The sequence below is a fragment of the Alkalicaulis satelles genome, from assembly GCF_008630495.1.
Taxonomy (GTDB): Bacteria; Pseudomonadota; Alphaproteobacteria; order Caulobacterales; family Maricaulaceae; genus Oceanicaulis; species Oceanicaulis satelles.
Genome location: NZ_VWOJ01000003.1, coordinates 69,756 through 95,004, shown reverse-complemented (window position 1 = coordinate 95,004; position 25,249 = coordinate 69,756). Strand labels below are relative to the sequence as shown.

The following is a 25,249-nucleotide window of genomic DNA, read 5'->3' as shown; positions in this document are numbered from 1 at the left end:
GCTGCCGCGCCCGCCTCAGCCGTCTATGCCAGGCCGTCCCGGGCCCAGGCGTCTTGCCTATTGGGCGATCGTGTCCTCTACCCAGGCGTCGACCAGATCCTCCAGCACCGCAAGCGGCACGGCGCCGTCGCGCAGCACCACTTCGTGGAACTCACGGATATCGAAGGCGTCGCCAAGGCGTTCGCGCGCATCCTCGCGCAGCTCCAGGATTTTGAGCATGCCGATCATGTAGGCGGTCGCCTGTCCGGGCATCACGATATAGCGTTCGATGGCCCGCTCGGCGTCGCCGCGCGGATTGGGCGTGTTTTCAACCAGCCACTCGACGGCCTCGTCCCGGCTCCAGCGCTTGTGGTGCAGTCCGGTGTCGACCACCAGACGCGCCGCGCGCCACAGCTCCATCGCGAGGCGTCCGAAATTGGAATAGGGGTCCTCGTAAAATCCCATCTCCAGTGGCAGGTATTCGGTGTAGAGCCCCCAGCCCTCGGTATAGGCGGTATAGCCGCCGAACCGCCTGAAGGCGGGCAGATCATCCAGCCCGATCATGATCGACAGCTGCAAATGGTGGCCCGGATTGCCCTCGTGATAGGCCAGCGCCTCCATCTGATAGATGGGCATTTCCGACATGTCGTAGAGATTGGCGTAATAGATGCCGGGGCGTGACCCGTCCGGAGCCGGGCGCGAGTAGAAGGCCTTGCCGGCGGAGCGTTCGCGGAAGGGCTCGACGCGGCGCACTTCCAGATCGTATTCGGGCAGGGTGATGAAATATTCAGGCAGGCGTTCGGTGATGCGCTCGATCATGGCTGTCGCCTCGTCGAGATAGGCCTGACGGCCTTCATCGGTGTTCGGATAGTAGAATTGCGGGTCTTCGCGCATGAAGGCGAAGAAGTCCTGCAAGGACCCTTCAAAGCCGACCTCGTCCATGATGGCGCGCATTTCGTCATGGATGCGGGCCGTGTTCTGCACGCCGAGCGCGTGAACCTCCTCGGCGGTCAGGTCTGTGGTGGTGAAATGGGCGAGCCGGGCGTCATAAAAGTCCGCGCCATCAGGCAGCCGCCAGACGCCGTCGCCGGGTGCGGCACGCTCTTTGTGGCTCTCCATGACCGAGATCAGGCGCTCATAGACCGGCCGCCAGCCGAGCAGGGCTTGCGTGGCTTCCGCCAGAAGGCGCTCGCGCTGGCCGTCGTCAAGCTCCAGCGAGTCCAGCTGGCCGGTGAAGCTTTCAAGCATGATGTTCGCTCCGTCCTCGTCGAACGGCGCGCCTGAAAGGATGTTGCGTGCGGTTTCGATCACGTGGTCATAGACCCACACCGGCGGCTGTACGCCATCATCGAAACGGGCCTCGGCCTCGTCGATCAGCGCGCCGAGATAGTCCGGCGCGCCTTGCGCGCGGCTGATCCAGGCTTCGGCCGTGTCCAGATCATTGATGCGGTGAATAGTGGTCAGGAAGACCGGAACGCTGGAGTGCGGCCCGCGCATCTGGTTGAAGATATAGCCGTGGCGCCGGAACGGGAAATTGCGGCGCGCATCTTCCTGTCCGTATTCGAACAATTGCCAGGACAGCTGCGCAGACGGCTCCAGCGCGTCATAGTCGAAAGTCTCGCGCATATAGGCCAGGCGCGCCTCGCCCAGCTCAAAGCTTTCCACCTGGAAGGCGTCCGATGGATCGTCCCAGCGGCCGTAATCGGCGTCGATAATGCCGCGATAGGCCTTGGCCATGGGCGAGCGGTCGAGATTTTCGGCCTCGATCCGGTCAAACCAGGCGTTCAGGCGTTCGGTTTCGCTCTGTTCGGCGGCGGGCGCGGCCGGGGCGGGGGTCTGGACCGGCGCATTGTTTGTGGCGCCGTCAGGGTTACAGGCGGCCAGCAGCGCCGCGGCGCTAACCAGGCCAAGCGTTCTGAAGATGGATGCGGACATGGCGTTTCCCCTTGCTTTCATTATGGCTGCTTGCGCCGGTAGTAACCCTTGCGGTCGCGATTGCCCACCCGCCTGACCGTATTCAGCGATGTGGAGCCGCCTTCGCGGCTCTCGCCGGCCGCGCGGCGGCCATGAACGCCGCAAGGGGGCGGATGTCAGGGTGCTGAGCGTGTCCGGGCGCTCATGAACGTGTGTGCTGCGCGCCCCCGGGGCCGGCTTCCTCCATCCCCAGATCGGCTAGCAGGGCGGCGTCCTTGTGCAGGTCGGGGTTGGGGGTGGTGAGCAGTTCCTCGCCCACGAAGATGGAGGCGGCGCCGGCCAGGAAGCACAGCGCTTGCAGCTCGCGGCTCATGGTTTCGCGGCCGGCGCTCAGCCGCACCACGCTGCGCGGCATGATCAGGCGGGCGGTGGCGATGGCGCGCACGAAATCCAGCCCGTCCAGCGGCGCCGAGCCCGAAAGCGGCGTGCCGGCCACGTCCACCAGGTGATTGATGGGCACGCTTTCAGGATGGGGCGTGAGGCAGGCGAGCTCGGTCAGAAGGCCGATGCGGTCGGCCCTGTCCTCGCCCATGCCGATAATGCCGCCGCAGCAGACCTGTATGCCTGCGCCGCGTACGCGCGCCAGCGTGTCGATCCGGTCCTGCCAGGTGCGGGTGGTGATGATGCGCTTATAGTATTCCGGCGAGGTGTCGAGATTGTGATTGTAGAAATCGAGCCCGGCGTCTTTCAGCCGCTCGGCCTGACCATCGCTGAGCATGCCCAGCGTCATGCAGGTCTCCATCCCCAGCGCTTTCACGCGGGTGATCATGTCCAGGATCGCCGGCTCGTCGCGCGGTTTCAGCTCACGCCAGGCCGCGCCCATGCAAAAGCGCGTGGCGCCGCCCTCTTTGGCCTCGCGGGCGCGGGCCTCGACGGTGTCCGGGTCCATCAGCTTTGAGGCTTTCAGCCCGGTGTCGAAATGGGCCGATTGATTGCAATAGCCGCAATCCTCCGCGCAGCCGCCGGTCTTGATCGAGAGCAGGCGCGATTTCTGCACCGCGTTGGGCTGATGCACGCGCCGGTGCAGGCTCTGGGCGGCGAAGACGAGATCATTGAACGGCGCGTCGTGGATCGCCTGCACCTGGTCGCGGGTCCAATCGCTGCGGGCTTCTGTCAGAGCGGCGATATCGTCTAGAAGATGGGTCATGACGCCTCGTGATGATCAATCGGTCCCGCACCCTAGGAAGCCCGCCCCCGGGCGGCAAGCCGTGCGGCGCCTTGTGATGCGGGTGCAGCCTCTGGGGCCGCTGGCGTTCTGGTTCACGCTTTGTGTGGTGCTGGGGCTGGCCCTGTGGCCGGGCGATGGCGGCGCGCCGCGCCTGTTCGGCTGGGACAAGCTGGAGCATATCGCAGCGTTCGTGACGCTGACGGTGTTGGGCCGGTTTGCGTATCCGGGGCTGGCGCGGGTCTGGCTCCTGGCCGGGCTCAGCGGGTTCGGGATCGCTATCGAGTTGTTGCAGATGATCGAGGCGCTCAACCGTTCAGCCTCGCCCTATGATGTGGGCGCCAATACCATCGGCATTCTCCTTGGCCTCGTGATCGCTGCGGTGGCGGCGCGTCTGGCGCGGGCGATGGGTCTCCATCCGTGAGCCGCCCGCCTCATGCGCCCTGGCGCGCAGGCGCGCCGCGCTTCATCCCGGCGCTGGCGCCGATTAATCCGGCCCGCTGGCTCATGCCTGACACCGAGGCCCATGTGCTGGATTGGAAGGCGGAGCTATTGGATCAGCCGGACCGCGTCTTGCGGCAAGCGCCGGAGGCTGAAGCCCCCGCTCTGGAAGCCGCCGCTCTGGTCTGCGCCGGGGCGGGCGCGCCGGCGGGTGATCTGATCGCGGCGGCGCGCCTGGTCAGCGATGATCTGGTGGTGATGACGCGTGATGATGATGGCGGCTGGCGGACCGGCGCCATCGTTCTTTGCTCGCCGACCTTTTTCAGCGTGAATCATGCCTTCGGGCGCGATCTGACGGCCTTGCACGGGCCCGTGCCCGATGGCGGGCGGCTGGCGGCGCGCATTGCGCGGGTGTTTGACGGGCTGCAGCCCGGTCAGGTGCTCGAACGCTTCAACTGGACGCTTCAGTGGGGGCCGGATCGCTTCACACCTGATGGCGCGCCCTTGCGCGCGGCGGCGCAGGCCGCGCCGGTGGACCCGGCGCGCTCGGCCTTGCATGTGCGGGTGGAGCGCCAGACGATCATCAAATTGCCTGAGACCGGCGCGGTGCTGTTCACCATCCGGGTGTGCCTCGATCCCTTGAGCGCGCTGGGCGCGGCGGACCGGGCGGCGCTGGCGGGCGCCTGGCGCAGCCTCGGCCCGGAGGGGCGCGTCTACAAGCGCTGGGACGCGCTGGAGCGCCATGCCGACGCGCTGTTCGCTCATTGGGGCCTGTAAGCCTTGAAACGCAGCCGGCCCGCAAGCGGACTTGCGGGCCGGAACGTCATTCATGGCAGAGGCCAGACCGGTCAGCCGTCCTTGCTCTGGCCGTCCTCACCGCCGGACACGCCGGCGTCTGGGCCAGACCCGTCCAGGCCGGGCGTTTCATCGGTCAGGGTGACCGCGACCGCGCCGGACGTGTCCTTGTACATGGCGTGCGGGATCTTGCCGTGCTTGTCGAAGTCACGGGTGTATTTCACTACCATCCCTGACAATAACAGCAGCGCCAGCAGGTTGGGCAAGGCCATGGCCGAGTTGGCGATGTCGCCCAGGCGCCAGACGAAGGCGTTGGCCTGGATCGCGCCGGTGAACACCATGCCTACCCACACGAAGCGGAAGGGCTTGGCGGCCCAGTCGCCCAGGAGGTAGGTGGCGGCCTGTTCGGCGTAATAGGACCAGCCGATCAGCGTGGTGAAAGCGAACAGCGCCAGCGCCAGCCCGATCACCCAGCCGCCAAGCACGGGCAGGCCCTGGCCGAAGGCGGCGGACGTGATGGCCACATCCTCCAGTTCGCCCACGGACATCCAGGCGTATTCCACAAAGCCGCCGCCCTCGGTGGGGTAGGAGCCGGACACCACCAGGATCACCAGCGCGGTCATGGTGCAGATGATGATGGTGTCGATGAACGTGCCCAGCATCGCCATCTCGCCCTGGCGGATGGGGTTCTTGGTCTGGGCTGCGGCGTGGGCGATGGGCAGCGAGCCCTGGCCGGCTTCGTTGGAGAACAGGCCACGGGCGACGCCGAAGCGCACCGCTTCCATCACCGCATAGCCCGCCAGGCCGCCAATGGCGGGCCCGAAGCCGAAGGCGTACTGGAAGATCATCGCAAACGCGCCGGGCACCTTGTCGATGTGCAGGATGATCACGAAGGCGGCCACCAGCACATAGGCGGCGGCCATGAAGGGCACCATGATGCCGGCCACCCGTCCGATGGACTTGATGCCGCCAATGATCACCAGGAAGACGAAGAAGGCCACCAGCGCGCCGGGGATCCAGCTGGCCATGACCAGACGCAGCGTCTCGGCGGTGAGGACGCGGGGCGTGTCAGCTTCGGCTTGAAGCTCGCCGGCGGCTTCCATTTCCGACGGTGCGGGACCCTCCTGCTCCTGCGCCGCCTGAAGCGCGGCCTCGGCCTGGCGGGCCGCTTCAGCTTCCGCCTGGGCGTTGGCGGCGGCGTTGGCGCGCGCGCCGCGCAGGACGCGGCCGCGCTCGTCCAGTTCGATCACCCCGCCTGCATCCACGATGGCGCGCGCTTCGCACGCGGACATGCCGATATTGGCCGTGGGCTGCAGCAGCTGGCACGGCAGGATGCGCGCGATATTGTTTTCCGTGCCGGACTGAACCCCGTTGGTGATGGAGTTGGCCTGGATCATGTTGCCGGTGGCGAGCGCAGAGAACAGCGCGCCGATGCAGAACACCACAGCCAGCCAGCCCCAGCCTTTGCCCAGGCCGTTCTTGATGTAATACATCGGGCCGCCATGGAAGCGCCCGTCGGCGTGTTTCTCGCGGAAGCGCACCGCCAGCACGCCCTCGGCGTAAGACAGGGCCATGCCGAACAGGGCGGTGATCCACATCCACATGATGGCGCCAGGGCCGCCCAGCGCGATGGCGGTGGCGACGCCGGCCAGATTGCCGGTGCCGACCTGACCGGAAAGGGCGGTGGAAAGCGCCTGCCAGGGCGTGATGTCGCCGGCGCTGTCATCGCCCTTGCGCCCGCCCCACAGCCGGGAAAACGCCCCGCCCAGAGTGAGCAGCGGGCGGAAGCCCAGCCGGATCATCAGGAAAAGGCCGATCCCCAGAAGAATGGCCACCATGGGGCCGACCGGGATGATCTGCTCATCACCCCAATAGCCGCCCCATAGGAAGTCAGCCGCCATGAACACAAGTTCCACAGCGCTCAGCGCCGTGGCCGGTGCTTGTTCAACCGCCATAATCTCGCTCCCCGCAGATGTGACCGGCGCAGCTTAGGGACCTGCCTCTCAAACGCAAATGCCTTTGTAAGATGGATGGCATCGTGTTTTGCGGCGGGCGGCGCTTCAGAACGCCTCGATCACGAACACGCCCCAGACCCACAGATCGTCGTTCATGTCATCAAGCTCCGGGTCTTCCCCGCGCGGCCAGACCAGGATGAAGGGGCCGAGTTCGCCCGTGACAAGGCCGCGCCCGTCCACGGCGTGGGCGAGCACCGGTTCGAAACGGGCGATGTCCTCAGCGCTCACCTCCACCTGGTAGCCGTCATAGGCGGTCAGGCGCGCGCCTGACCCCGGCGCTCCGGCGGCGGCGAGGACGGCGCTCAGTTGCGGCCCGGTCCAGGTCTGCGGCGTGTCTCCCAGGGGGTAATCGGTTGTCATCTCCGAACGTGGCAGGGCGGCGATATCGGCGAAGCTGAATGTCTGCGCCACGCCGGCTAGCGCGTATTTGTCGAACAGGCCGGTCTCCACCGGGGTGCGCCCGCCGGCCCCGGTGACTGACAGGACGGGCGGTTCCAGAGCGCCGGCGCCATCGGCTGGCGGCGGAGCGGTGTCCGGCGCGCATCCGGCCGCCAGAGGAAATGCGGCGCAGGCGGCGATTGCGAGGGCGCGAAGACGGACGCTAAGGGTCATGAGCGGGCTCCCGGGGGCCTTGAATGATGATTTGAGGGCGACCATGACAAGCCGGACGCCGGGCCGCAAGATTGGGTCCGCGCTGTTGGCGCGCCAGCCCGGCATATCCTGCCGGGATGTCCTGTCTTTGCCGGGTGTGATTTGGCGTCGGCTACTGAGCCTCTTGGCGGGGCATGATCAACGGTTTGAATTCATTCGCTGAAATGCCGGCCCCCTTGATGCCTGCACCGGCATGGCGATTGCGCAGGCGTCAGCGGGACAAAACGTCCGCCGGCCAGAAAGGCCGTTCGCTTCCAGAACGGAGGAACCCCAATGATGAACTCGGTGAACACGAACCCTGGAGCGATGATCGCGCTTCAGAACCTGAACAAGTCCAATATGGAGCTGCAGCAAGTGCAGAACCGTATCAACACCGGCCTTGAGGTGGCCAATGCGAAGGATAATGGCGGGATTTTCGCCATTGCCCAACGCATGCGCGCTGAAGTGGCCGGGTATGGGGTTGTTCAGCAATCTCTGGACCGCGGCAATGCGACGTTGGACGTCTCTCTGGCCGCGGGCGAAGCGATCTCGGACCTCCTGATCGAGATGAAAGAAAAGGCTCTTGCCGCCGCAGACACGTCGCTGGACACGGCCAGCCGGAGCGCCCTGAACGAAGATTTCATGGCGCTGCGCGACCAGATCAGCACCATCGTGGATAATGCGGAATTCAACGGCATCAACCTGATCGACGGCTCGACCGACGCTTTTGTCGCGCTGGCGAACCAGGACGGCTCCAATACCATTACGGTGGCCTCAGAGGACATGTCCCTCTCGGGCTCCATCGTGACGATTGGCGCCGCCGCCTCGTTCTCCACCGCCAGCCAGGCCTCTGGCGTAGCCTCGCAGATCGCGACCTCTCTGGACGCGGTCAACGAGGCGCTCGCCCGGCTCGGGACCAAGTCAAAAGCACTGGAGATCCACTCCACTTTCGTCGCCAAACTGTCCGACACGCTGGAAAAGGGCATCGGCAATCTGGTGGACGCGGATATGGCCAAGGAGTCCGCAAAGCTCCAGTCGCTGCAGGTCAAGCAGCAGCTGGGGATCCAGGCGCTCTCCATCGCCAACGCTGCGCCTCAGTCGGTGCTGTCTTTCTTCCGCTAGGACGAGAACCGGGGCCGCATCTCGCGGTCCCGGTTTCTTTTTCTCTGACGTTTCAGCTGATCGGCCGGGCGAATACCCCGTCTATGGCTTGAGAAATGAATCTCTGCATGATCGGCAGCACGAGCATCGTGACAAAAATACCGGCCCAGGTGGGATTGCCATTGTCATTGAACAGGATGTCCGCCCCCGGAATGTGGACGACAACTGGCTCCAGCATGGCTGCAAGCATGATGTTCTCGCTCAGAGCCAGGCCCAGGATCCAGAGCGTCAACACCGCCTGCAAGTAAATCACCAGAATACCCGCCAGCCGTACGGCGACCAGAAATGCGACCATCAGCGTGTTTCCGAGCGTGATCCGCATGAGCCGCATGGCCCGGCCGATCACGGCGAAACTTGTGCATAACTCGATGAATACGAGGGTTGGCGGAAAGGTCTGGCTGACGGTTTCAAAGTCGATATCAAATCCCAACATCAAGAACGCGGCTGCGGCCAAGGTGAGGGGGATCGGCAAGATGAACGCCACAAGCAGGCGGAGCCCTGGAATCTGGGGTGATGACGGCGCGGCCTGCCGGGACGGCGTTTCGCCTGCCCGGCGCCATTTGATCGCACTGGCGTCAGACAGATTGATCTGAGCAGAACGCAAAAACTCCATGGCTCAGTACCGGATAATCGCGTTTTTGATCCTGTGGCCCAGCGCCGCAAGACTGGCCAGAACTGTGACGCGCGCGACTTTCAGATCCATGATGCTGTAATAATTATAGCCGTCAGTCTGGCATCTGAGATTGGCGCGCCGCTCAACAATCGCATGGGCCGCCGCCTTGGCTTCGCGGTCACTGACACCGGTCGCCATCTGATATTCCCCGGCCATGGTTTCTTCGGCGTCTATGTCATTGCCGTCGGGTCTGATCTTGTAATGCACAAGGGCGGCATAACGAAAATAGGCCATGATATTCAGTCTCCCCCGATTGAATGATTTACACGGCGCGTGCGCCCCGTATGGGCTGACGGCGCCGGCGCAAGATGCGCACAGCAAGTATCAGTAAGGCTGCAATCGTGCTGATCAGGGCCGGCCCCTGTCCATCGAGCCTTTCGGGCAGCGCAATGGCGGGCAGGGCCTCATAGGCGCCCTCCGCCATGGACGCTGCGCCAGCGCCATGGGACCATCCAATCAGGCCGGCAAGAGCGGCCAGGCAGAGGCCGAGCGCTGCTGTCTCCAGCGCCCGCACGGGTGTTTCCTTCAAGGCATCCAGGGCGTAGTGCGCGCCATTGTCCGGCGACAAGGTGAAACGCAATACCATACGCAAGGCCTCGGCGCTGAAGAAGGCCGCGGCAAGCGCCGGAACAGCCGGCCAGGCGGCTAGCTCCATCAGCAAGCCTGCGCCCAATACCGGTGAGAGAATCCAGACAAGAATAATCACGCAAGCCCCCCGGCGCGCCCACTGAGCGCGCCACCCCCTATGGTTAACGAAGTTAAACACCTTGCAACGCATCGCGCAACCTGAGCGGCGGCGATAATCAATAATTCGTTAACCCTTTCCTGACCGGGCCGATTCGAACCGCCTATCCACCCGGCAAAATGTGCTGCCCCGGCAAATTTTGCCGGGCTGAAGCCTTGCCTGTCCGGCAGGAATTGCCGGGCGGCGTATTGCACTGAAACCGCCGTGGGCGCGGGATCGCCTTGCTGGACAGGCGTTGGCGTCACCTGACCTGCGCCACGGCCGCACTTGGCCCCGGCCTTGCTGGTTACGCTCCGGGTCAGAAGACCCTGCGCGCAAAATGCACGCATCACACGTAGAAACGTAGGAGCCAAGAAATGGCGACGATCAATACCAATCCCGGGGCGATGATCGCCCTGCAAAACCTCAACAAGACCAACAGCGAGCTGATGCAGGTTCAAAACCGCATCAATACCGGTCTTGCGATTTCCTCAGCCAAGGACAATGGCGGCATTTACGCCATCGCCCAGAACATGCGTGCTGAAGTGGGCGGTCTGCGCGCCGTCAACCAGTCGCTGGATCTGGCGGTGTCGGTGACTGACGTCGCCCTGGCCGCCGGCGAGGCGATCTCCGATCTTCTGATCGAGATGAAGGAAAAGGCCCTGGCTGCTTCCGACACCTCGCTCGACACCGCGTCGCGTTCAGCCCTGAACGAAGACTTCAAGGCGCTGCGCGACCAGATCAACACCATCGTCGAGAACGCCGAATTCAACGGCATCAACCTGATCTCTGGCGGCGCGGATGACATCTCGGCCCTGGCCAACGCCAAGGGCACGAACACCATCACCGTGTCAGCCGAGGACATGAGCCTGACCGGCACGACGCTGACCATCACCGCAGGCACCGAAATCGACACCACGACCAATGCTTCGGCGGCGGCCACGGCGATCGAGACCTCTCTCAACAACATCAACTCGGCGCTGGCGCGTCTGGGCACGGCCTCGAAGTCTCTTGAGATCCACAAGACCTTCGTGGGCAAGCTGTCCGACACGCTGGAGAAGGGCATCGGCAATCTGGTCGACGCCGATCTGGCCAAGGAGTCCGCACGGCTCCAGTCGTTGCAGGTCAAGCAGCAGCTGGGCATCCAGGCGCTCTCCATCGCCAACTCGGCGCCGAGCACCATTCTGGGCTTCTTCCGCTAGGGAGAGCCTGACTGAATCCGGCGCCGGGACGGCAGAAGGCCGCACCGGCGCCGGGCGAGGCGCGCAAAACGTGCGCTGACCAACCGTAGAAACGGATCTTCGAAAGGAGCCAAGAAATGGCGACGATCAATACCAATCCCGGGGCGATGATCGCCCTGCAAAACCTCAACAAGACCAACAGCGAGCTGATGCAGGTTCAAAACCGCATCAATACCGGTCTTGCGGTCTCCTCGGCCAAGGACAATGGCGGCATTTACGCCATCGCCCAGAACATGCGCGCTGAAGTGGGCGGCCTGCGCGCCGTCAACCAGTCGCTGGATCTGGCGGTGTCGGTGACTGACGTCGCCCTGGCCGCAGGCGAGGCGATCTCTGATCTTCTGATCGAGATGAAGGAAAAGGCCCTGGCCGCGTCCGACACCTCGCTCGACACCGCGTCGCGTTCAGCCCTGAACGAAGACTTCACGGCGCTGCGCGACCAGATCACAACCATCGTGGAAAATGCCGAGTTCAACGGCATCAACCTGATCGACGGTTCTGTGACCGGCGGCATCTCGGCTCTGGCCAATGCGGACGGCTCCAACACGATCAATGTGACCGATGAGGACATGAACCTGGGCGGGTCCATTGTGACTCTGGCGGCGGCGGCGTCCTTCGCCACCTCCACCCAGGCCTCCGACCTGGCTGATGATATTGAGACCTCTCTCAACAATATCAACTCGGCGCTGGCGCGTCTGGGCACGGCCTCGAAGTCTCTTGAGATCCACAAGACCTTCGTGGGCAAGCTGTCCGACACGCTGGAGAAGGGTATCGGCAATCTGGTCGACGCCGATCTGGCCAAGGAGTCCGCACGGCTCCAGTCGTTGCAGGTCAAGCAGCAGCTGGGCATCCAGGCGCTCTCCATCGCCAACTCGGCGCCGAGCACTGTTCTGGGCTTCTTCCGCTAGGGAGAGGCTGAACGGCGATGACGGCCGGAGCGAAGGGGTTCCCTCCGGCCGTCGTCACCGGCCTCCCGGTTAAGGGAGGCGGCCTGCAAAAAGGGAGGCGCCGGACGCTGACGCGTCCAGTGAGACACAGATGACGGATATTGCGACGCTCATGTCAGGGACCGCCTTGTCGTCCTCTGAATGGGCCGCAAACGCCGGCGGGACCAAAGGGTCCCAACAGCGCGGCTCAGAAGGGGACAATCCGATCGAGACGGCCATCAAGGCCGCCATCGGGAAGGCTTTGCCGCAGACGGTAGACAAAATTGAAGCCCTGCGCGACCGGCTCGACGCCAGCGGGCGCTCGCGCCTGCTGATCGACCGCGAAGAGCGGGCGGGGCGCTTCATCTACCGCATACTCAATCCGGACACGGGCGAAACCATGCGCCAGTGGCCACCCGAAGGTTATCTGGACCTGATCGCGTTCTTGCGCGACGGACAGGGCGGTGTGGTCGATCAGCGGGTGTAAACGCCCGGCAAGTCTGACCGGTTCGCCCGGCAGAAATTAACCAAGACGGTGCGCGCCTGACTTGGCCGGGCGCGCGCTTTTTCGCCCATCATTCTGATATATATGATTTTTTATGGACTGGCCCGATCTGGTCCAGGGTTTGCTCCTGTCTGCGGGACTGCGCTGCTGAATGCGGCGGCGGGAAATGGGAGAAGACCTATGGCGTTGAGCGTCCACACCAACACCTCGGCGATGATCGCCCTGCAGAACCTGAACAAGACCAATTCCGAGATCGATCAGACCCAGAACCGGATCAATACCGGTTTCCGCGTCGCCGGCGCCAAGGACAATTCATCAGTCTTCGCCGTGGCCCAGAACATGCGCGCGGACATTCGCGCCCTGGGCTCGGTGCAAGGCTCGCTGGACCGGGCGGTATCCATTACCGACGTAGCGATCGCGGCGGGCGAGGCGATCTCCGATCTCCTGATCGAGATGCGTGAAAAGGCCACCGCGGCCATGGATCCCTCCATCGACGCCTTCGCACGTCAGGCCTATGACGGCGACTTCAAGGCGTTGATGGAGCAGATCGAGGTCATCATCGCCAATGCCGAGTTTGACGGCGCCAATCTGCTCAATGGCACGCTCAGCAATGGCATCGATTTCCTGGCGGACGCAGACGCCTCGCGCACCATTAATCTCACTGCCCACAACATGGCTTTCTCCGGCTCGATCATCACGATCGAGAGCACGGCGAGCCTGGGCACTGTGAGCCTGGCCGCCCAGGTGGTCAGCGCCATCTCGGCGAGCCTGGACAATGTCAATCAGGCGCTGGCCAATCTGGGTTCGGACGGCAAGAAGCTGGAAGCTCACCGCACTTTCGTGGGCAAGCTCATGGACTCCCTGACCGAGGGGGTGGGCAATCTGGTGGACGCCGATCTCGCCAAGGAAGGCGCGCGCCTGCAGGCCTTGCAGGTCAAGCAGCAGCTGGGGGTGCAGGCCCTGTCCATCGCCAACTCCGAGCCGCAGATCATCCTGTCGCTGTTCGGTCGGTAGGGCTTCTGGACTGCTGACCTTTAGACAAACCGCCTGGCGCGCCGCGCCGGGCGGTTTTCGCATGCGCCAGACTCAGTTGATGTTGGCTGCCCCGCCCGGAGCGCGCTTTGACCGACACGCCGTCCCCAGACCTGCCCTTCCTGCCCTATGGACGCCAGTCCATAGACGAAAGCGATATTGAGGCGGTCGCAGCCGTGCTGCGCAGCGATTATCTGACCACCGGGCCGGAAATCCCGGCCTTCGAGGCCGCGTTCGCGACAACCGTGGATGCGCCTCATGCCGTCGCCTGCAACAGCGCGACCGCCGCCTTGCATCTGGCGCTCGACGCGCTGGGCGTGGGGAAGGGCGATCTCTGCATTGTCCCCGCCATCACCTTCCTGGCCACCGCCAATGCCGCGCTTTATTGCGGCGCGGATGTGATTTTCGCCGATGTGGACCGCGATACGGGGCTGATGACGCCTGAGACCTTCGAGGCGGCGCTCCGGCGGGCGGGGGGAGCGGCGCGGGCCGTGCTGCCCGTGCATCTGGCCGGGGTGATGTGCGACATGCCCGCCATCGCTAGTCTGGCGCGCGCAGCCGGGATGGCGGTGGTGGAAGATTCCTGCCATGCGCTGGGCTCGCTGGACGCCGATGGCCGCCCGGCGGGCGCGTGCGCCCACTCGGACGCGGCGGCGTTCTCTTTCCATCCGGTCAAGACGCTGGCGTGCGGGGAGGGGGGCATGGTCACCACCCGCGATCCCCGGCTTGCCGCCCATATGGCCCGCGCCCGCTCCCACGGGGTGGAGCGCGGCCCGGCGCGTTTCAACCGCAGCGAAGGCGCAAACGAGCCCTGGTGGCACGAGATGGTCCAGCTGGGCTGGAATTACCGTATGCCCGATCTCAACGCTGCGCTCGGCCGCTCGCAGCTGAGGCGCCTTGCCGTCTTCGCCGCCCGCCGCCGCGCGCTGGCCGCGCTGTATGACGAGGCGCTGGCGCCTCTGGCTCCTGTCGTTCGGTCGCCCGCCGGAGCGCCGGGCGATCCGTGCCGGCATCTCTATAATGTGCGCATCGATTTCGAGGCGGCGGGCTTGAGCCGGGCGGATGTCATGGCGCGGCTGTCAGAGCAGGGCGTGGGCTCCCAGGTTCACTATATCCCGCTTTACCGTCAGCCTTTCCACGCAGCGCGCCATGATGCGGGACCGCTGCCGGGGGCGGAGGCCTATTACGGGCGCACGCTGTCGCTGCCCCTGTGGCCGGGCATGGCTGACAGCGATCCGGCAAGGGTGGCGTCGACGCTGGGCGTGGCGCTGGGGGTGTAGATGCTGATGCTGCGGCGCACGCCAGCGCTGCGTGGACAGGGCCGGGCGGAGCGCTTACATGATTTGGATCACGCGCCCGCATGCGGCGGGCGCGGGTTGTTTGCCGTTCAAGCTCAATACTGAAAGCCCGGACCCATGTCGCAAGACGCCTTTCCTGTCGAGACGCGCCGCCATTCGGCCGCGCACCTGATGGCCGCCGCGATCAAGGACTTGTTCCCGACCGCGCAGTTTGGCGTCGGGCCTGCGACAGCGACCGGGTTTTTCTATGACATCACCCTGCCCGAGCCCCTGACGCTGGAAGATCTGCCGAAGATCGAAAAGCGCATGAAGGAGCTGCGCGCCAAGAAGCACCGCTTCGAGTGCGAGGAGCTGCCGATTGCGGACGCCATCGCTTATATGGAGCGCGAGAACCAGCCGCTGAAGGTGGAGCTGTTGAAGCTCCTGCGCGACAAGGGCTCGACGGCCATCGCCAAGGAAACCGGCGATGAGTCGGTCGTGGCCGAGGGCGCCGAGACGGTGACGTTCTACCGCACGGGCGATTTCGTCGATCTGTGCCGCGGCCCCCATGTGGATCACACCGGCCAGGTGGGTCATTTCAAGCTGCGTTCCATCGCCGGCGCCTATTGGCGCGGCGACCAGAAGAACGCCCAGCTCCAGCGCATCCATGCGCTGGGCTATGACACCAAGGAAGAGCTCGAACAGCGCCTGATCCAGATCGAGGAAGCCGAAAAGCGCGACCACCGGCGCCTGGGCCGGGAGATGGATTTGTTCCATTTCCAGGAAGAGGCGCCCGGCGCGGTGTTCTGGCATCCCAAGGGCTGGACCCTGTTCCAGAGCCTGATCGACTATATGCGCCGGCGCCAGATCGAGGCCGATTATGAAGAGATCAGCACGCCCGAGCTGATGGACAGGAGCCTCTGGGAGCGCTCGGGCCACTGGGAGAAGTTCGGCGAGAACATGTTCACCACCGAGGAGGTGGAGGACCAGGTGTTCGCCCTGAAGCCCATGAACTGCCCCGGCGGGGTGGAGGTGTTCAAGCACGGTCTGCGCAGCTATCGCGAGCTGCCGCTGCGCATCGCCGAGTTCGGCAAGGTGCACCGGTTTGAATCCTCGGGCGCCCTGCACGGGCTGATGCGCGTGCGCGCCTTCACCCAGGACGACGCCCACATCTACTGCACCGAGGAGCAGATCACGTCTGAAAGCGTGGAGGTGTGCCGGCTGATCCTGGACATTTACAAGGATTTCGGTTTCGAGGACGTGCGGGTGAAATTCTCCGACCGCCCTGAAAAGCGCATCGGTTCGGACGAGGTCTGGGACAAGTCCGAAGCGGCGCTGAAAGCCGCGGTGGAAGCCACGGGCCTGCCTTACACCCACAATCCGGGCGAGGGCGCGTTCTACGGGCCGAAGCTGGAGTTCGTCCTGCGTGACGCCATCGGGCGCGACTGGCAGTGCGGCACGCTGCAGGTCGATCTCAACCTGCCCGCACGCCTGGATGCGTCCTATATCACGCCTGAGGGCGCCAAGCGCCCGCCGGTCATGCTGCACCGGGCCCTGTTCGGCTCGCTGGAGCGGTTCACTGGGATCCTGCTGGAGCATTACGCCGGCAAGCTCCCCGTTTGGCTGGCCCCGGTGCAGGCGGTGGTGATCCCCATCGCCGACCGGCATGAGGATTACGCCGTCGCGGTGCGCCGCAAGCTGATGAAAGCCGATATCGGCTCGGTCACCGGCGGGGTGCGTGTGGATGCGGATCTGGGTTCGGAGCGCATGCAGAAGAAAATCCGCAACGCCCAGACCCAGAAAATCCCCTACATGCTGGTGGTCGGCGACGCCGAGGCCGAAGCCGGAGCGGTGGCTGTGCGCCATCGCGAGCACGGGGATATGGGCGTATTCACGCTGGACGATTTCGTCGCCCGGATTGCTCAGGAACAGCGCGGCCGGCGGGACCTGCCCGCACGCGAGACCGTGGACGCCTGAGGCGCTTGCCCGGCTGGCTATCAGCCCCGGCGCGGCGCACTGCAGCCGCGCCGGGGCTTCTTTACACAGTTTTACGCAGCGTTAACCGCACCGCCTCCTCTTGATAGGCGGGCGTATGTGTGAGCTGCGCCCGGCGCGGTGCTGATTCTGTGTGGATACCAGATATTGCGGTCTCGCATCCGGTTTACACAAGATTAACGCGTCAGTTAGCCTGGCAAGAAGTCTATGGGAGATGATTCGGCATGCCGTCGGGGGCGCCTTGGAGTGTGAAGGGGATAGACCCTCGCGCCCGCGCGATCGCCAAGACGGCGGCGCGCCGGGAAGGCATGACCCTGGGCGAATGGCTCAACAGGGTCATTCTCGATGACGGCCCGTCTTCTGATTCATCACAATGGGATGAGCGCCTGTCGGCCTATCCCGGCTTTGGCGGCGGCGGGGGCGGCGATGAAGACGACGCCCTGCGCGAGGTGATCGCGCGCCTGACCCACCGTCTGGAGGCGGCCGAGCAGCGCTCCCAGCTCGCCCTGACCGGAGTGGACCAGTCGGTGCTGGCGATCTCGCGCCGGCTTGAGGCGCTGGAAGAGTCCCGCAGCGAGGACGAGAGTGCGTTCGAGGACGCCCTTTCGCGTACGCGCGCGCGTCACGACGAGCTGATGGAACGCCTGCGCCGGGTGGAAAAAGCGGGGCCTGCAGGCGGGGCGGATCCAGCGGCGGTCAAGGCCATGGAGACCACGCTCGGCAAGCTGGCCGGGCGGCTTTACGAGACCGAGCGCGATGTGCGCGCCGAGCTGGATAATCTCTCCCACAAGGACGAGCGCCGCCGCGAGAGTGCTGAACGCGCGGCCAAGGCGCTGGGCGCGCGCCTGGACGAGACCGAGGCGCGCCTGCGTGAGGATGCGCGCACCTTGCGCGAGCAGATCGAGGCGCAGACCCGTCAATCGGGTGAGACGCTGCGTCATGTGGAGGATGCGGCGCGCCGGCTTCAGAGCCGCATCATAACCGCCGAAAACGCAACGCACCGCGCCGCTGAGGCGCTGGCCGGCTCCCAGCAGGCTCTGGATGCACGCCTGCGTGCGCTGGAGACCCGCCAGGGCGAGGCGCTGGGCGCGGACGAAATCAATCGGCGCTTCGAGGCGCTGGGCCGGGAGCTGGCGGCGATCATCCGCGAGACCCGCGAGGACTGCGCGCGTCAGATTGCGAAGCTGGACGGGGAGAGCGGCGGCCCGGCCCGCATGGAGCGGGCGCTGGAAGCCGCGGAAAACCGGCTTGCCGCCGCCGAGGCGCGCCAGTCCGACGCGTTGACGCGCATCGCCCACGAAGTGTCGCGCCTGTCGCGCGCGGTTGACCGGCGCATCGAGGCGGCTGAGCGCCGTCTGGAGCACCGCTTCAGCGAGACCGAGCGCGCCCGGCGCGCCCGCGAGGATCAGACCAGTCTGGAAGCGCGCCTGGATACGGTGCGCACGGAAAACACCGCCGCGGTACGCCGCATGGGCGAGGAAATGGCCCGTCTGGGCGAGACCCTGGCCCAGCGCGTGCACAAGGCCGAGCAGCGCTCGGCAGAGGCGGTCGAAGCGGCAGGCGAGCGCATGGCCCAGGTTGTCGAACGCATGGAGCAGGCGCGCGCCAGCGCTCCGGAAGCCGATCTTGATGCGCGCATTCGCGCCTCGGAGGAACGCACCGCCCAGCGCATTAATGACGCCATGGGCGGCGTCTATCAGCGCCTCGACCAGGCCCGCGCGGAAACCGCGGACGCGCTGTCACCCGTACAGCGCGCCATGACGGCGCTGGCTGAGCGGCTAGAAACCATCGAGCGCAAGGGCGTCGCGCAGGCTGCCGTTCCGGACGCACCCGTCAACCGCAAGGGCGGCGGCGGCGGAGATGATGGCGGCGAGGGCGGCGGGCAAGAGGGCGGTGATGGCGATCCACGCCCGGCTCTGCGTCCAGCAGCGCTGGCGCGTTCTGAGGGACACGCGTTCAGCGTGGAGGCCGATGCGCCCCTTCCCCAGGCGCCGGGTCTGAGCGATGCAGCGGCGGGGGAAGATGACATCGCGCTGGGCTCCGAGGAGGAGCCGGCGGGCGCGGCTTTCTGGCCCGAAGAGCGCCCGGAGCCAGCGCCTGCGCGTGCGCCAGAGCCTGCTCCTGTACGGCGCGAGGCCCGCATCGGGGCTACGGCTGACGCCGGTTTTCTGGCCGCGGCGCGCAAGACGGTGCGCGCCAACCGGGGAGCGTCGGCCGACTGGACGCCGCCGGCTGAGCCGCGCGAGAGCCGGCGCAGCCGTGCCGTGCTGGTCGCCGCCAGCGTGCTGGGTTTCGCCGCTGTGGCGGCGGCGGCGGGCGTGCTGGTGCTGGACGTGTTTGGCGGCGGCGGGAATGGCGCTGAGCGCGCTGATCCGTCCGCGGCCCTGTCCAGCCTGTTCGCCGATGCAGGCGGCGGCGCTCCGCTCGCCACTGCGCCTGCTGCGCCCATGATCCCGTTGGAGGGTGAGGGGGCTGCACAGGTATCTGCCGCTGATGACGGGCCTGATGCCCCTGCTCTGCCTGAGCCGGTTCCGGTCCCGCGCTCTGCTCCGGTTCCGGCAGACCCGGCCCCTGCACAGTCAGAACCTGCGTCCGAGCGGGCTGCGGAAGCGGCCCCGGAGACGTCATCCGAACCTGCGCCTGAACCCGCGCCAGAGCCCATGACGCTTGAACGGGCGGCTGCGGAAGGCAATGCCGTGGCGCGCTATCAGCTGGCGCTTGAGCGTCTGGAGGCGGGCGCGCTGTCCGACGCCGCCGCCCTGATGCGCCGGGCCGCAGAGCAGGGCGAGCCGGACGCTATGCGCCGCTACGCCATGATGCTGCAGCGTGGCCAGGGCGTGGATATGGATGCGGCCGCCGCGCGGCAATGGATGGTGCGCGCCGCCGAAGCGGGCAATGTGCTGGCCATGTTCGAGGCGGGCGGATTGTTCATCAGCGCCGAGGAAACCGCCGAGAACCAGGCCGCCGCCGCGCGCTGGTTCCAGGAGGCGGCCCTGCACGGCAATCGCGACAGCCAGTTCAATATCGCCCTGTTGTTCCAGGAAGGGTTCGGCGTGCCGCAGAGCTTGCCGGACGCCTACGCCTGGCTGCGCATCGCGGCCAATGCCGGCGATGAGGATGCGGCCTCTCGCGCCTCAAGCCTGCGCCGCCAGCTCAACGCCGATCAGCGCAGCGCCGCTGACGAAGTGGCCCAGAACTTCACGCCGCGCCCGTCAGACCCGCGCGCCCAGGGACAATACCCGCGTCAGCCCTGGCAGGCGGCCGGGTGAGGCCGTGTTGGTCTACCTGCCGATCGCTGAAGTCTCCCTGAACCTCTTCTTGTTGCTGGGCCTGGGTCTGGGGGTCGGGTTTCTGTCCGGCCTGTTCGGCGTGGGGGGCGGCTTTCTCATGACGCCGATCCTGATGTTTCTGGGCGTGCCGCCCGCCGTGGCGGTGTCCACCCAGACCAACCAGATCGTGGCCTCGTCCATGTCTGGCGCCATCGCCCATTTCCGCCGGCGTTCGCTGGACGTGAAGATGGGCGTGATCCTCATCATCGGCGGGGTGTTCGGTTCAGTGGCGGGCGTGCAGATCTTCGCCCTGTTGCAGGCCTCCGGGCAGATCGATCTGGTGATCGCGCTTTGCTATGTGGGCTTTCTGGGCGTGATCGGGGCATTGATGCTGGCAGAGAGCGTCAGCGCCATTGTGCGCCGGGCGCGCGCCAGCGCCCCGCCGCGCCCGGTGCGGCGCAAGCGCACCTTCATCGACGCTCTGCCGTTCAAGACAAGGTTTGCCGTCTCGGGCCTCTATATGAGCGTCATTCCGCCCCTGGCGCTGGGCTTTCTGGTGGGGGTGCTGGCGGCTCTGATGGGGGTGGGCGGCGGCTTCATCGCGGTGCCCGCCATGATCTATCTTCTGCGCATGCCCACCAATGTGGTGATCGGCACCTCGCTGTTTCAGATCCTGTTCGTGACCGCCCTGACCACGGTCCTGCACGCGGCGCGCAACCAGACCGTGGACATCGTATTGGCCGCGATTCTGATCGTGGGCGGCGTGGTGGGCGCCCAGCTGGGCGCGCGCTACGGCCAGAAGGTGCGCGCCGAGGAGCTGCGCGCCGGCCTGGCTCTCATCGTGGTGGCGGTGTGCCTGAAGCTTGCCTGGGATCTCGCTGCCGAGCCGTCCGATCTCTACGTGTTGATCGAGGTGAGGGGGTCATGATGCGCGCCAGCCTCCCCGCCCTCGCCCTGATGGCGGCCTTGGCCGCGCCGGCAAGCGGTCATGATACGGACCCGCCTGTCCAGCCCGAGGCCCAGATCGCGGCGGCGCTGACCGAGGACGTGGTGGAGATCCGCTCCACCTTCGCCGGCGCCGAGCTGGTGCTGTATGGCGCGGCGGTGGGGCTGGAGCCGGGTGATGACATCGCCGTGGTGGTGCGTGGCCCGGTGCGCGATCTGCGGGTTATGCGCCGCCAGCGCGTGCTGGGGGTGTGGGTCAATTCAGACCCGGTCTTCTTTGAGGGGGTGGAAGGATACTACGCCGTCGCCTCCACCCGGCCGCTGGCGGAGTTCGCCACCTTCTCGGCCTTGCGCCGCAACCGCATCGGCATGGAGCATGTGCGCCTGTCTGCTCCGGACACCGAACGGATAGAGACGCGGTTCGGCGTGCCCGGCGTGGTGGTCTCAGATATTGGCGCAGCCATAGTGGACTATCGCGCCGCCGTGGTGCGCAACAAGGCGCGCAGCGGGCTCTATGTGGAAGCGTCCGGCGGTGTTGAAGTGCTCGAAGCAGGCCTGTTCCGCGCCCGTGTGGTGCTGCCGCCCGCTACGCCCACCGGCGTGTATGACGCAGACGTCTATCTGTTCCGGGACGGTGTGCCCATCGCGGTGCGCCGCACCTCGCTGGAAGTGGTCAAGGCCGGCGCCGAGCGCGCCATCTACGATCTTGCCCATGAACGCCCGCTCGCCTATGGCCTGTTGGCGGTGCTGCTGGCTGTCCTGTCGGGCTGGCTGGCTTCGGTGGTGATGCGCCGCAACTGAACCCGGCCGTGGAGAGATAAGATGAAACGCCTCAGCGATGCGCCGCTTCTGCCCGTCGTGCTCGGCTTTGCCGGGCTGATCCCGTTCGTGGCGGGCGCTCTGGGACTGGGGCTGGGCGGGCAGGCGGCGCTGCAGGCGGCCAACGCCCTGCCGGTCTATGCCGCCGTGATCCTGTCCTTCCTGGCCGGCGGGCGTTGGGCGGGCGAGCTTGTGATCCGCGCCGACGCGCCGCGCGCGGGCGTGCTGATCCTGGCGGTGAGCCTGTCCCTGGCGGGCTGGCTGGCGGTGCTGATGCAGGTCTGGGCCCGGCCCGGCCTGCCCTTCGATTTCGAGCTGGCCGGCTGGGGCGTGCTGATTGCGGGCTTCGCTATCGCCTATCTGTGGGACCGCTCTGCAGTGCGCGGCGCAACCTTTCCGGCCTGGTATCTGCCACTTCGCCTGCTCCTGACGCTTGGCGCGATCCTCAGCCTGTCGCTGGCCGCCTTCATCCGCTGGTCGCCAACCTTCAGCCTGTAAGCTTGCCTCTAGCAGCGGCCCTGACGGCGGTGACCGGGCGGGCAGTGAGCTGGCGGGGGCGAAGGCTCGGGCTCGCTTTCCGGAGGCGGCGCGGGCTCCGGCTCTGGCTCGGGCTGAGGCTGGGGTTCGGGCTGCGGTTCGGGTTCAGGATCGGGCAGGAGCTCGGTGGGCGGCGCATCCACCCCGCCCGTGGGCTCGCTGGTATTGGTCACATGGCCAGTGCGGCGCGGGCGCAGCCAGGCGGTGTCGCTTAAGCTCACGGGACTGCCGAACAGATCGCCGAAAGATGTTTTGAACGGCATTTGCGCATCCACCACGATCACAGATCCGCCCGGCGCCAGCAGATTTGCAGGCAGGGATGGCGCAACCGCTGACGGGTCCATGCCCTCGGCCACGCTCCAGTCCAGGAAGATCTGTCCGTTCTCGTCCATGCGCACCGAAGAAATGCGCAAGGCCATGCCCGAACCGTCAAAGGGTGCGGTCATGGCGCGCCCGGCGGCGAAATAGTCGGCGATCTCGGCATTGGTGATGGTGTCGCGCTGGGCGGCGAGATCGGCCACGATCAACGCTGCTCCGGAGACCTTTCGGTCTGCGCTCAGGGCGAGCGTGAGCTGAGCGGCGCCCAGATACAGCCCGATCAGCAAGGGCGCGATCAGGGCGAACTCCACCGCCGACACGCCGCGCCGGTCGCGTACGAAACGGCCGGGGCTGAATATGCGGGCAAGGGTGGCGAGCATGACGGTCACACCTCGAACGGTTCGTTGCGGAACGCCGAGGCGGCCACGATCAGGCGCTTGTTGCCTGGCAGATTGGCCATGCCGTTGAGCATGCCCGGCGCGATCAGCGGCCACTCATAGACTGCGCGGATCACCACGATATCGCCCGGCCCGCCTGGATCGAACCCGAAGCCGGTTGTGTCCACGCCCTCATCGCTTACGAGTGCGCCCAGCTGGGCGGCGCTGAAGCTGTCGATCCGGCGCACATCGACTTGCAGGCGCGAGCAGTCTGCGATGGCGCCCACGCGTGCGCAGATGCGATTACGGAACTCCCCGGGACCATCGCCGGCCACGAGCACCTCGCCTGTGCGCACATCACGCGCCGCCTCATTGGTGGCGGTCTCGATCATGGTCGAGGCGAAGAAGAACAGCGCGATCTCGATCACGCCCATCAACAGAAGGAAGAACGGTCCGGCGACCAAGGCGAATTCAATAGCCGTCGCTCCCTCGCGCGCCTTGATGAAGCGCAAGGTGAATCCGGAGCGGCGGGCGGCCCTGATATGCACGGCGTTTGTCATGAGCGGCGTTATACGCTTTTGCGCTTAACGCCCGGTCAAACAGCACGGTTAGCAAGCGGTGAAAATGCGCTGCCCGGGCATGTCAGTCGGCAGTGTGATCGGGGAGCCATTGGGGCGCCAGCTCGGTTATACGCGCCTCGATCGTGACGATTCCGGCCAGGGCTGGCGGATCGCTGCGCCCGGGCAGATTGCGACCGAGATCATAGAGCGTCCAGGCGGTCTCGGGCGCGCCGGCCTCCATGAAGCGCTGGCCCAGACGCCAGTAGGCGTCCGGCGCCAACGGGTCCTCCTCAATGGCCTCCAGCATCAGCCCTACCGGATCGAGATCAGGCCGGGCCGCCAGACCGTCGGCGCCCCATCCTATCAGGGCGCTGGCGGTGAGAAGCCGGGCGGCGACGCCGCCGGGGCCTTCCAGATCAACAAAGGGTGACAGCGATTCCACTGCGCTGCGGTGAGCGCCTTCCAGGGCCGCGTCAATACCGCCCGCCGCGCGTTCAAACTGCGCATTGCCGACGCCAGATCGCGCCAGATCGCGCACCAGCGTGCAAGTCAGACGTTCTCCGCCCACCACTGCATCCTGCGGGCAGGGGCCGAAATGATGAGTTTCCTGCACGCTGATCAGCAGGGCCTCGGCCAAGCGGGCCGTGGAGCGCGCGATTTCGAACTCCTCATAGAAATCGGCCGCATCAGGAGGGCTGATCTCTCCGCGCACCGCGGCCAGCGCGGCCTGACCGGCGGTTTCGAGATAATCATCCCCCTTGATCGCCAGACGCGCGCCGCTGGCATGGGGCAGGCGCAGGATCAGGGCCTCGTCCATGTCAAAAGCCGCCGGGCGGGACGCAGGTGCAGGTCTGGGGTCAGGCGCCGGGGCCGTGGCAGGTGCTGCGCGAGGGGTGTCCAAAGCGCGCAGAATCAGGTCCGCATCCACATCCTCGCCGCTGGCCAGCCGGTCGAGCAGTTCTGTGAGGCTGGGCTCCGGCGTCTCGGCTTCTGTCTCTGCCTCGCTTTCAGCCTCTTGGTCCTCGGCGGCATCTGAATCCGGGGCAGTCTCTTCAACTTCCGCCGCTTCAGATTCGGCAGCTTCCGCTGCGTCTTGCTCTTCGGATTCTTCAGCGGCCTCAGCGGGCGGGGCGTGCATCACCCAGCGTTCCAGCCGCCCTTGCGGGCTGTCAGGGCTGTAGACGGTCAGTTCGAACGCGCAGGGGAAGCGCTCGCCCTGCGCCAGCTGGTCCAACAGATCAGGATGGACGGGGGCCGCATGACGCAGCCATAGGCGCGCCGAGCGCGCCGCGCCTCCGGTCAGAGACTCCGCCTCGCACAGGCTGGCCTCCCCGCCGCCGAAATCGGCGCGGAAAATGCGCTCGCCATCGAAGGACGCGGTGAAGCCGTGATCGCTCTCCTCGATCTCCAGCGCGCCGGGCTGGGCGGCCAGGCCCATGGCGGCCTCCAGCCAGATGCGATGGAACACGCCGGCCTCGCCGAAATCGATCTCCTCCAGCGCGCCTGCGCCGGACAGGGCCACATAGGTGTCCAGCCGCCTGCGGGTCTCTCCATAAAGGCTGGCGTTGGTCAGGCGCTCTCCGTCTTCGCTAAGGGTCAGGAGCCGGCGTGTGCGCCAGTCGGCCAGGGTCTCCGCGCCGCCTGAGCTGCGCCACTGCGCCCAGTCCGGACCCAGCCGGGCGGCGAAGACTACGCCATTGGCCGCTGCGGCGATATCGCCGTCCAGGGGCGCGCGCGTGCGCGTCCAGCGCGTCTCGGCCAGCGCTTCGAGCGGCGCACCGCGCACGGTGATGTAGTCCTCTCCGGCAAGATGCGGCCCGGCAGGCGCAGAAGCGGCGCCCGCCGCCAGAGCTGCGGCGGTGATCCAGCTAATGCTCATAATGACGGTTCCCTG

Annotated in this window: 23 protein-coding genes; 13 read left to right on the top strand and 10 right to left on the bottom strand. The window is 66.2% G+C overall.

The annotated features are described in order from the left end of the window. Positions 1-57: 57 nt before the first annotated feature. Positions 58-1,914: a DUF885 domain-containing protein gene (locus F1654_RS10380; protein ID WP_233205241.1), complete on the bottom strand. Its 1,857-nt coding sequence runs from the start codon at positions 1,912-1,914 to the stop codon at positions 58-60. Between the two features lie 181 nt (positions 1,915-2,095). Beyond that, complete coding sequence (gene bioB / locus F1654_RS10375; protein WP_150023484.1) at positions 2,096-3,100, bottom strand: biotin synthase BioB; 1,005 nt, start codon at positions 3,098-3,100, stop codon at positions 2,096-2,098. Positions 3,101-3,176: 76 nt separating this feature from the next. Here bioB and F1654_RS10370 point away from each other — a divergent pair, with 76 nt between their 5' ends. Both F1654_RS10370 and F1654_RS10365 read left to right on the top strand, forming a co-directional pair. Continuing rightward, a complete protein-coding gene (locus F1654_RS10370; RefSeq protein WP_150023483.1) occupies positions 3,177-3,542 on the top strand; it encodes a VanZ family protein in 366 nt (121 codons plus the stop codon). Then, a complete protein-coding gene (locus F1654_RS10365; protein WP_150023482.1) occupies positions 3,539-4,336 on the top strand; it encodes a heme-dependent oxidative N-demethylase subunit alpha family protein in 798 nt (265 codons plus the stop codon). Before F1654_RS10370 ends, F1654_RS10365 begins: the two co-directional genes overlap by 4 nt. Positions 4,337-4,407: 71 nt before the next feature. Here F1654_RS10365 and F1654_RS10360 read toward each other — a convergent pair whose 3' ends face one another. Both F1654_RS10360 and F1654_RS10355 read right to left on the bottom strand, forming a co-directional pair. After that, the gene (locus F1654_RS10360; protein ID WP_233205240.1) at positions 4,408-6,309 is read right to left on the bottom strand and encodes an alanine/glycine:cation symporter family protein; all 1,902 of its coding nucleotides are present in this window, start codon (positions 6,307-6,309) and stop codon (positions 4,408-4,410) included. A gap of 105 nt (positions 6,310-6,414) precedes the next feature. Next, on the bottom strand, positions 6,415-6,981 hold the full coding sequence (locus F1654_RS10355) for a hypothetical protein (protein ID WP_150023481.1): 567 nt from the start codon (positions 6,979-6,981) through the stop codon (positions 6,415-6,417). Between the two features lie 315 nt (positions 6,982-7,296). Here F1654_RS10355 and F1654_RS10350 point away from each other — a divergent pair, with 315 nt between their 5' ends. After that, entirely contained in the window at positions 7,297-8,121 is an 825-nt protein-coding gene (locus F1654_RS10350; RefSeq protein ID WP_269844615.1) for a flagellin, read from the top strand. Positions 8,122-8,173: 52 nt separating this feature from the next. On the opposite strand, the gene F1654_RS10345 is transcribed toward F1654_RS10350, so the two are convergent. The 3 genes from F1654_RS10345 to F1654_RS10335 are packed head-to-tail and all read right to left on the bottom strand — an operon-like array spanning position 8,174 to position 9,539. Then, complete coding sequence (locus F1654_RS10345; RefSeq protein ID WP_150023479.1) at positions 8,174-8,773, bottom strand: hypothetical protein; 600 nt, start codon at positions 8,771-8,773, stop codon at positions 8,174-8,176. A gap of 3 nt (positions 8,774-8,776) precedes the next feature. Further along, on the bottom strand, positions 8,777-9,067 hold the full coding sequence (locus tag F1654_RS10340; protein ID WP_150023478.1) for a hypothetical protein: 291 nt from the start codon (positions 9,065-9,067) through the stop codon (positions 8,777-8,779). Positions 9,068-9,095: 28 nt separating this feature from the next. Further along, positions 9,096-9,539 (bottom strand): hypothetical protein, encoded by a 444-nt coding sequence (locus F1654_RS10335; protein WP_150023477.1) that lies wholly within the window; start codon positions 9,537-9,539, stop codon positions 9,096-9,098. A 395-nt stretch (positions 9,540-9,934) separates the two neighbouring features. Here F1654_RS10335 and F1654_RS10330 point away from each other — a divergent pair, with 395 nt between their 5' ends. The 10 genes from F1654_RS10330 to F1654_RS10285 all read left to right on the top strand — a co-directional run bounded on the left by F1654_RS10330 (position 9,935) and on the right by F1654_RS10285 (position 22,061). Continuing rightward, positions 9,935-10,759 carry a flagellin gene (locus F1654_RS10330; protein ID WP_150023476.1) on the top strand — a complete coding sequence of 275 codons (825 nt, stop codon included), beginning with the start codon at positions 9,935-9,937 and terminating at the stop codon, positions 10,757-10,759. A 116-nt stretch (positions 10,760-10,875) separates the two neighbouring features. Next, positions 10,876-11,703, top strand: coding sequence for a flagellin (locus tag F1654_RS10325; protein ID WP_150023475.1), 828 nt, complete (start codon positions 10,876-10,878; stop codon positions 11,701-11,703). A gap of 130 nt (positions 11,704-11,833) precedes the next feature. After that, on the top strand, positions 11,834-12,208 hold the full coding sequence (locus F1654_RS10320) for a flagellar protein FlaG (protein WP_150023474.1): 375 nt from the start codon (positions 11,834-11,836) through the stop codon (positions 12,206-12,208). Between the two features lie 198 nt (positions 12,209-12,406). Further along, the gene (locus F1654_RS10315; RefSeq protein ID WP_150023473.1) at positions 12,407-13,240 is read left to right on the top strand and encodes a flagellin; all 834 of its coding nucleotides are present in this window, start codon (positions 12,407-12,409) and stop codon (positions 13,238-13,240) included. 107 nt (positions 13,241-13,347) lie between these two features. Continuing rightward, positions 13,348-14,538: a UDP-4-amino-4,6-dideoxy-N-acetyl-beta-L-altrosamine transaminase gene (gene pseC, locus F1654_RS10310; RefSeq protein WP_233205239.1), complete on the top strand. Its 1,191-nt coding sequence runs from the start codon at positions 13,348-13,350 to the stop codon at positions 14,536-14,538. A gap of 135 nt (positions 14,539-14,673) precedes the next feature. Beyond that, positions 14,674-16,512, top strand: coding sequence for a threonine--tRNA ligase (thrS, locus tag F1654_RS10305; RefSeq protein ID WP_150023472.1), 1,839 nt, complete (start codon positions 14,674-14,676; stop codon positions 16,510-16,512). Between the two features lie 326 nt (positions 16,513-16,838). Then, positions 16,839-19,799, top strand: coding sequence for a tetratricopeptide repeat protein (locus tag F1654_RS10300; protein WP_199200538.1), 2,961 nt, complete (start codon positions 16,839-16,841; stop codon positions 19,797-19,799). Positions 19,800-19,803: 4 nt separating this feature from the next. Next, positions 19,804-20,727: a sulfite exporter TauE/SafE family protein gene (locus tag F1654_RS10295; RefSeq protein WP_150023470.1), complete on the top strand. Its 924-nt coding sequence runs from the start codon at positions 19,804-19,806 to the stop codon at positions 20,725-20,727. Beyond that, a complete protein-coding gene (locus tag F1654_RS10290) occupies positions 20,727-21,545 on the top strand; it encodes a TIGR02186 family protein (protein WP_233205238.1) in 819 nt (272 codons plus the stop codon). Before F1654_RS10295 ends, F1654_RS10290 begins: the two co-directional genes overlap by 1 nt. Before the next feature lie 21 nt (positions 21,546-21,566). Next, positions 21,567-22,061, top strand: a complete 495-nt coding sequence (locus F1654_RS10285; RefSeq protein ID WP_150023469.1) for a DUF3429 domain-containing protein — start codon at positions 21,567-21,569, stop codon at positions 22,059-22,061. 8 nt (positions 22,062-22,069) lie between these two features. Here F1654_RS10285 and F1654_RS10280 read toward each other — a convergent pair whose 3' ends face one another. From F1654_RS10280 to F1654_RS10270, 3 genes are all read right to left on the bottom strand, one after another. After that, complete coding sequence (locus F1654_RS10280) at positions 22,070-22,798, bottom strand: TadE/TadG family type IV pilus assembly protein (RefSeq protein ID WP_150023468.1); 729 nt, start codon at positions 22,796-22,798, stop codon at positions 22,070-22,072. Positions 22,799-22,803: 5 nt separating this feature from the next. Then, a complete protein-coding gene (locus tag F1654_RS10275) occupies positions 22,804-23,355 on the bottom strand; it encodes a TadE/TadG family type IV pilus assembly protein (protein WP_150023467.1) in 552 nt (183 codons plus the stop codon). An 82-nt stretch (positions 23,356-23,437) separates the two neighbouring features. After that, positions 23,438-25,234, bottom strand: coding sequence for a hypothetical protein (locus F1654_RS10270; RefSeq protein WP_150023466.1), 1,797 nt, complete (start codon positions 25,232-25,234; stop codon positions 23,438-23,440). Between the last annotated feature and the right edge of the window lie 15 nt (positions 25,235-25,249).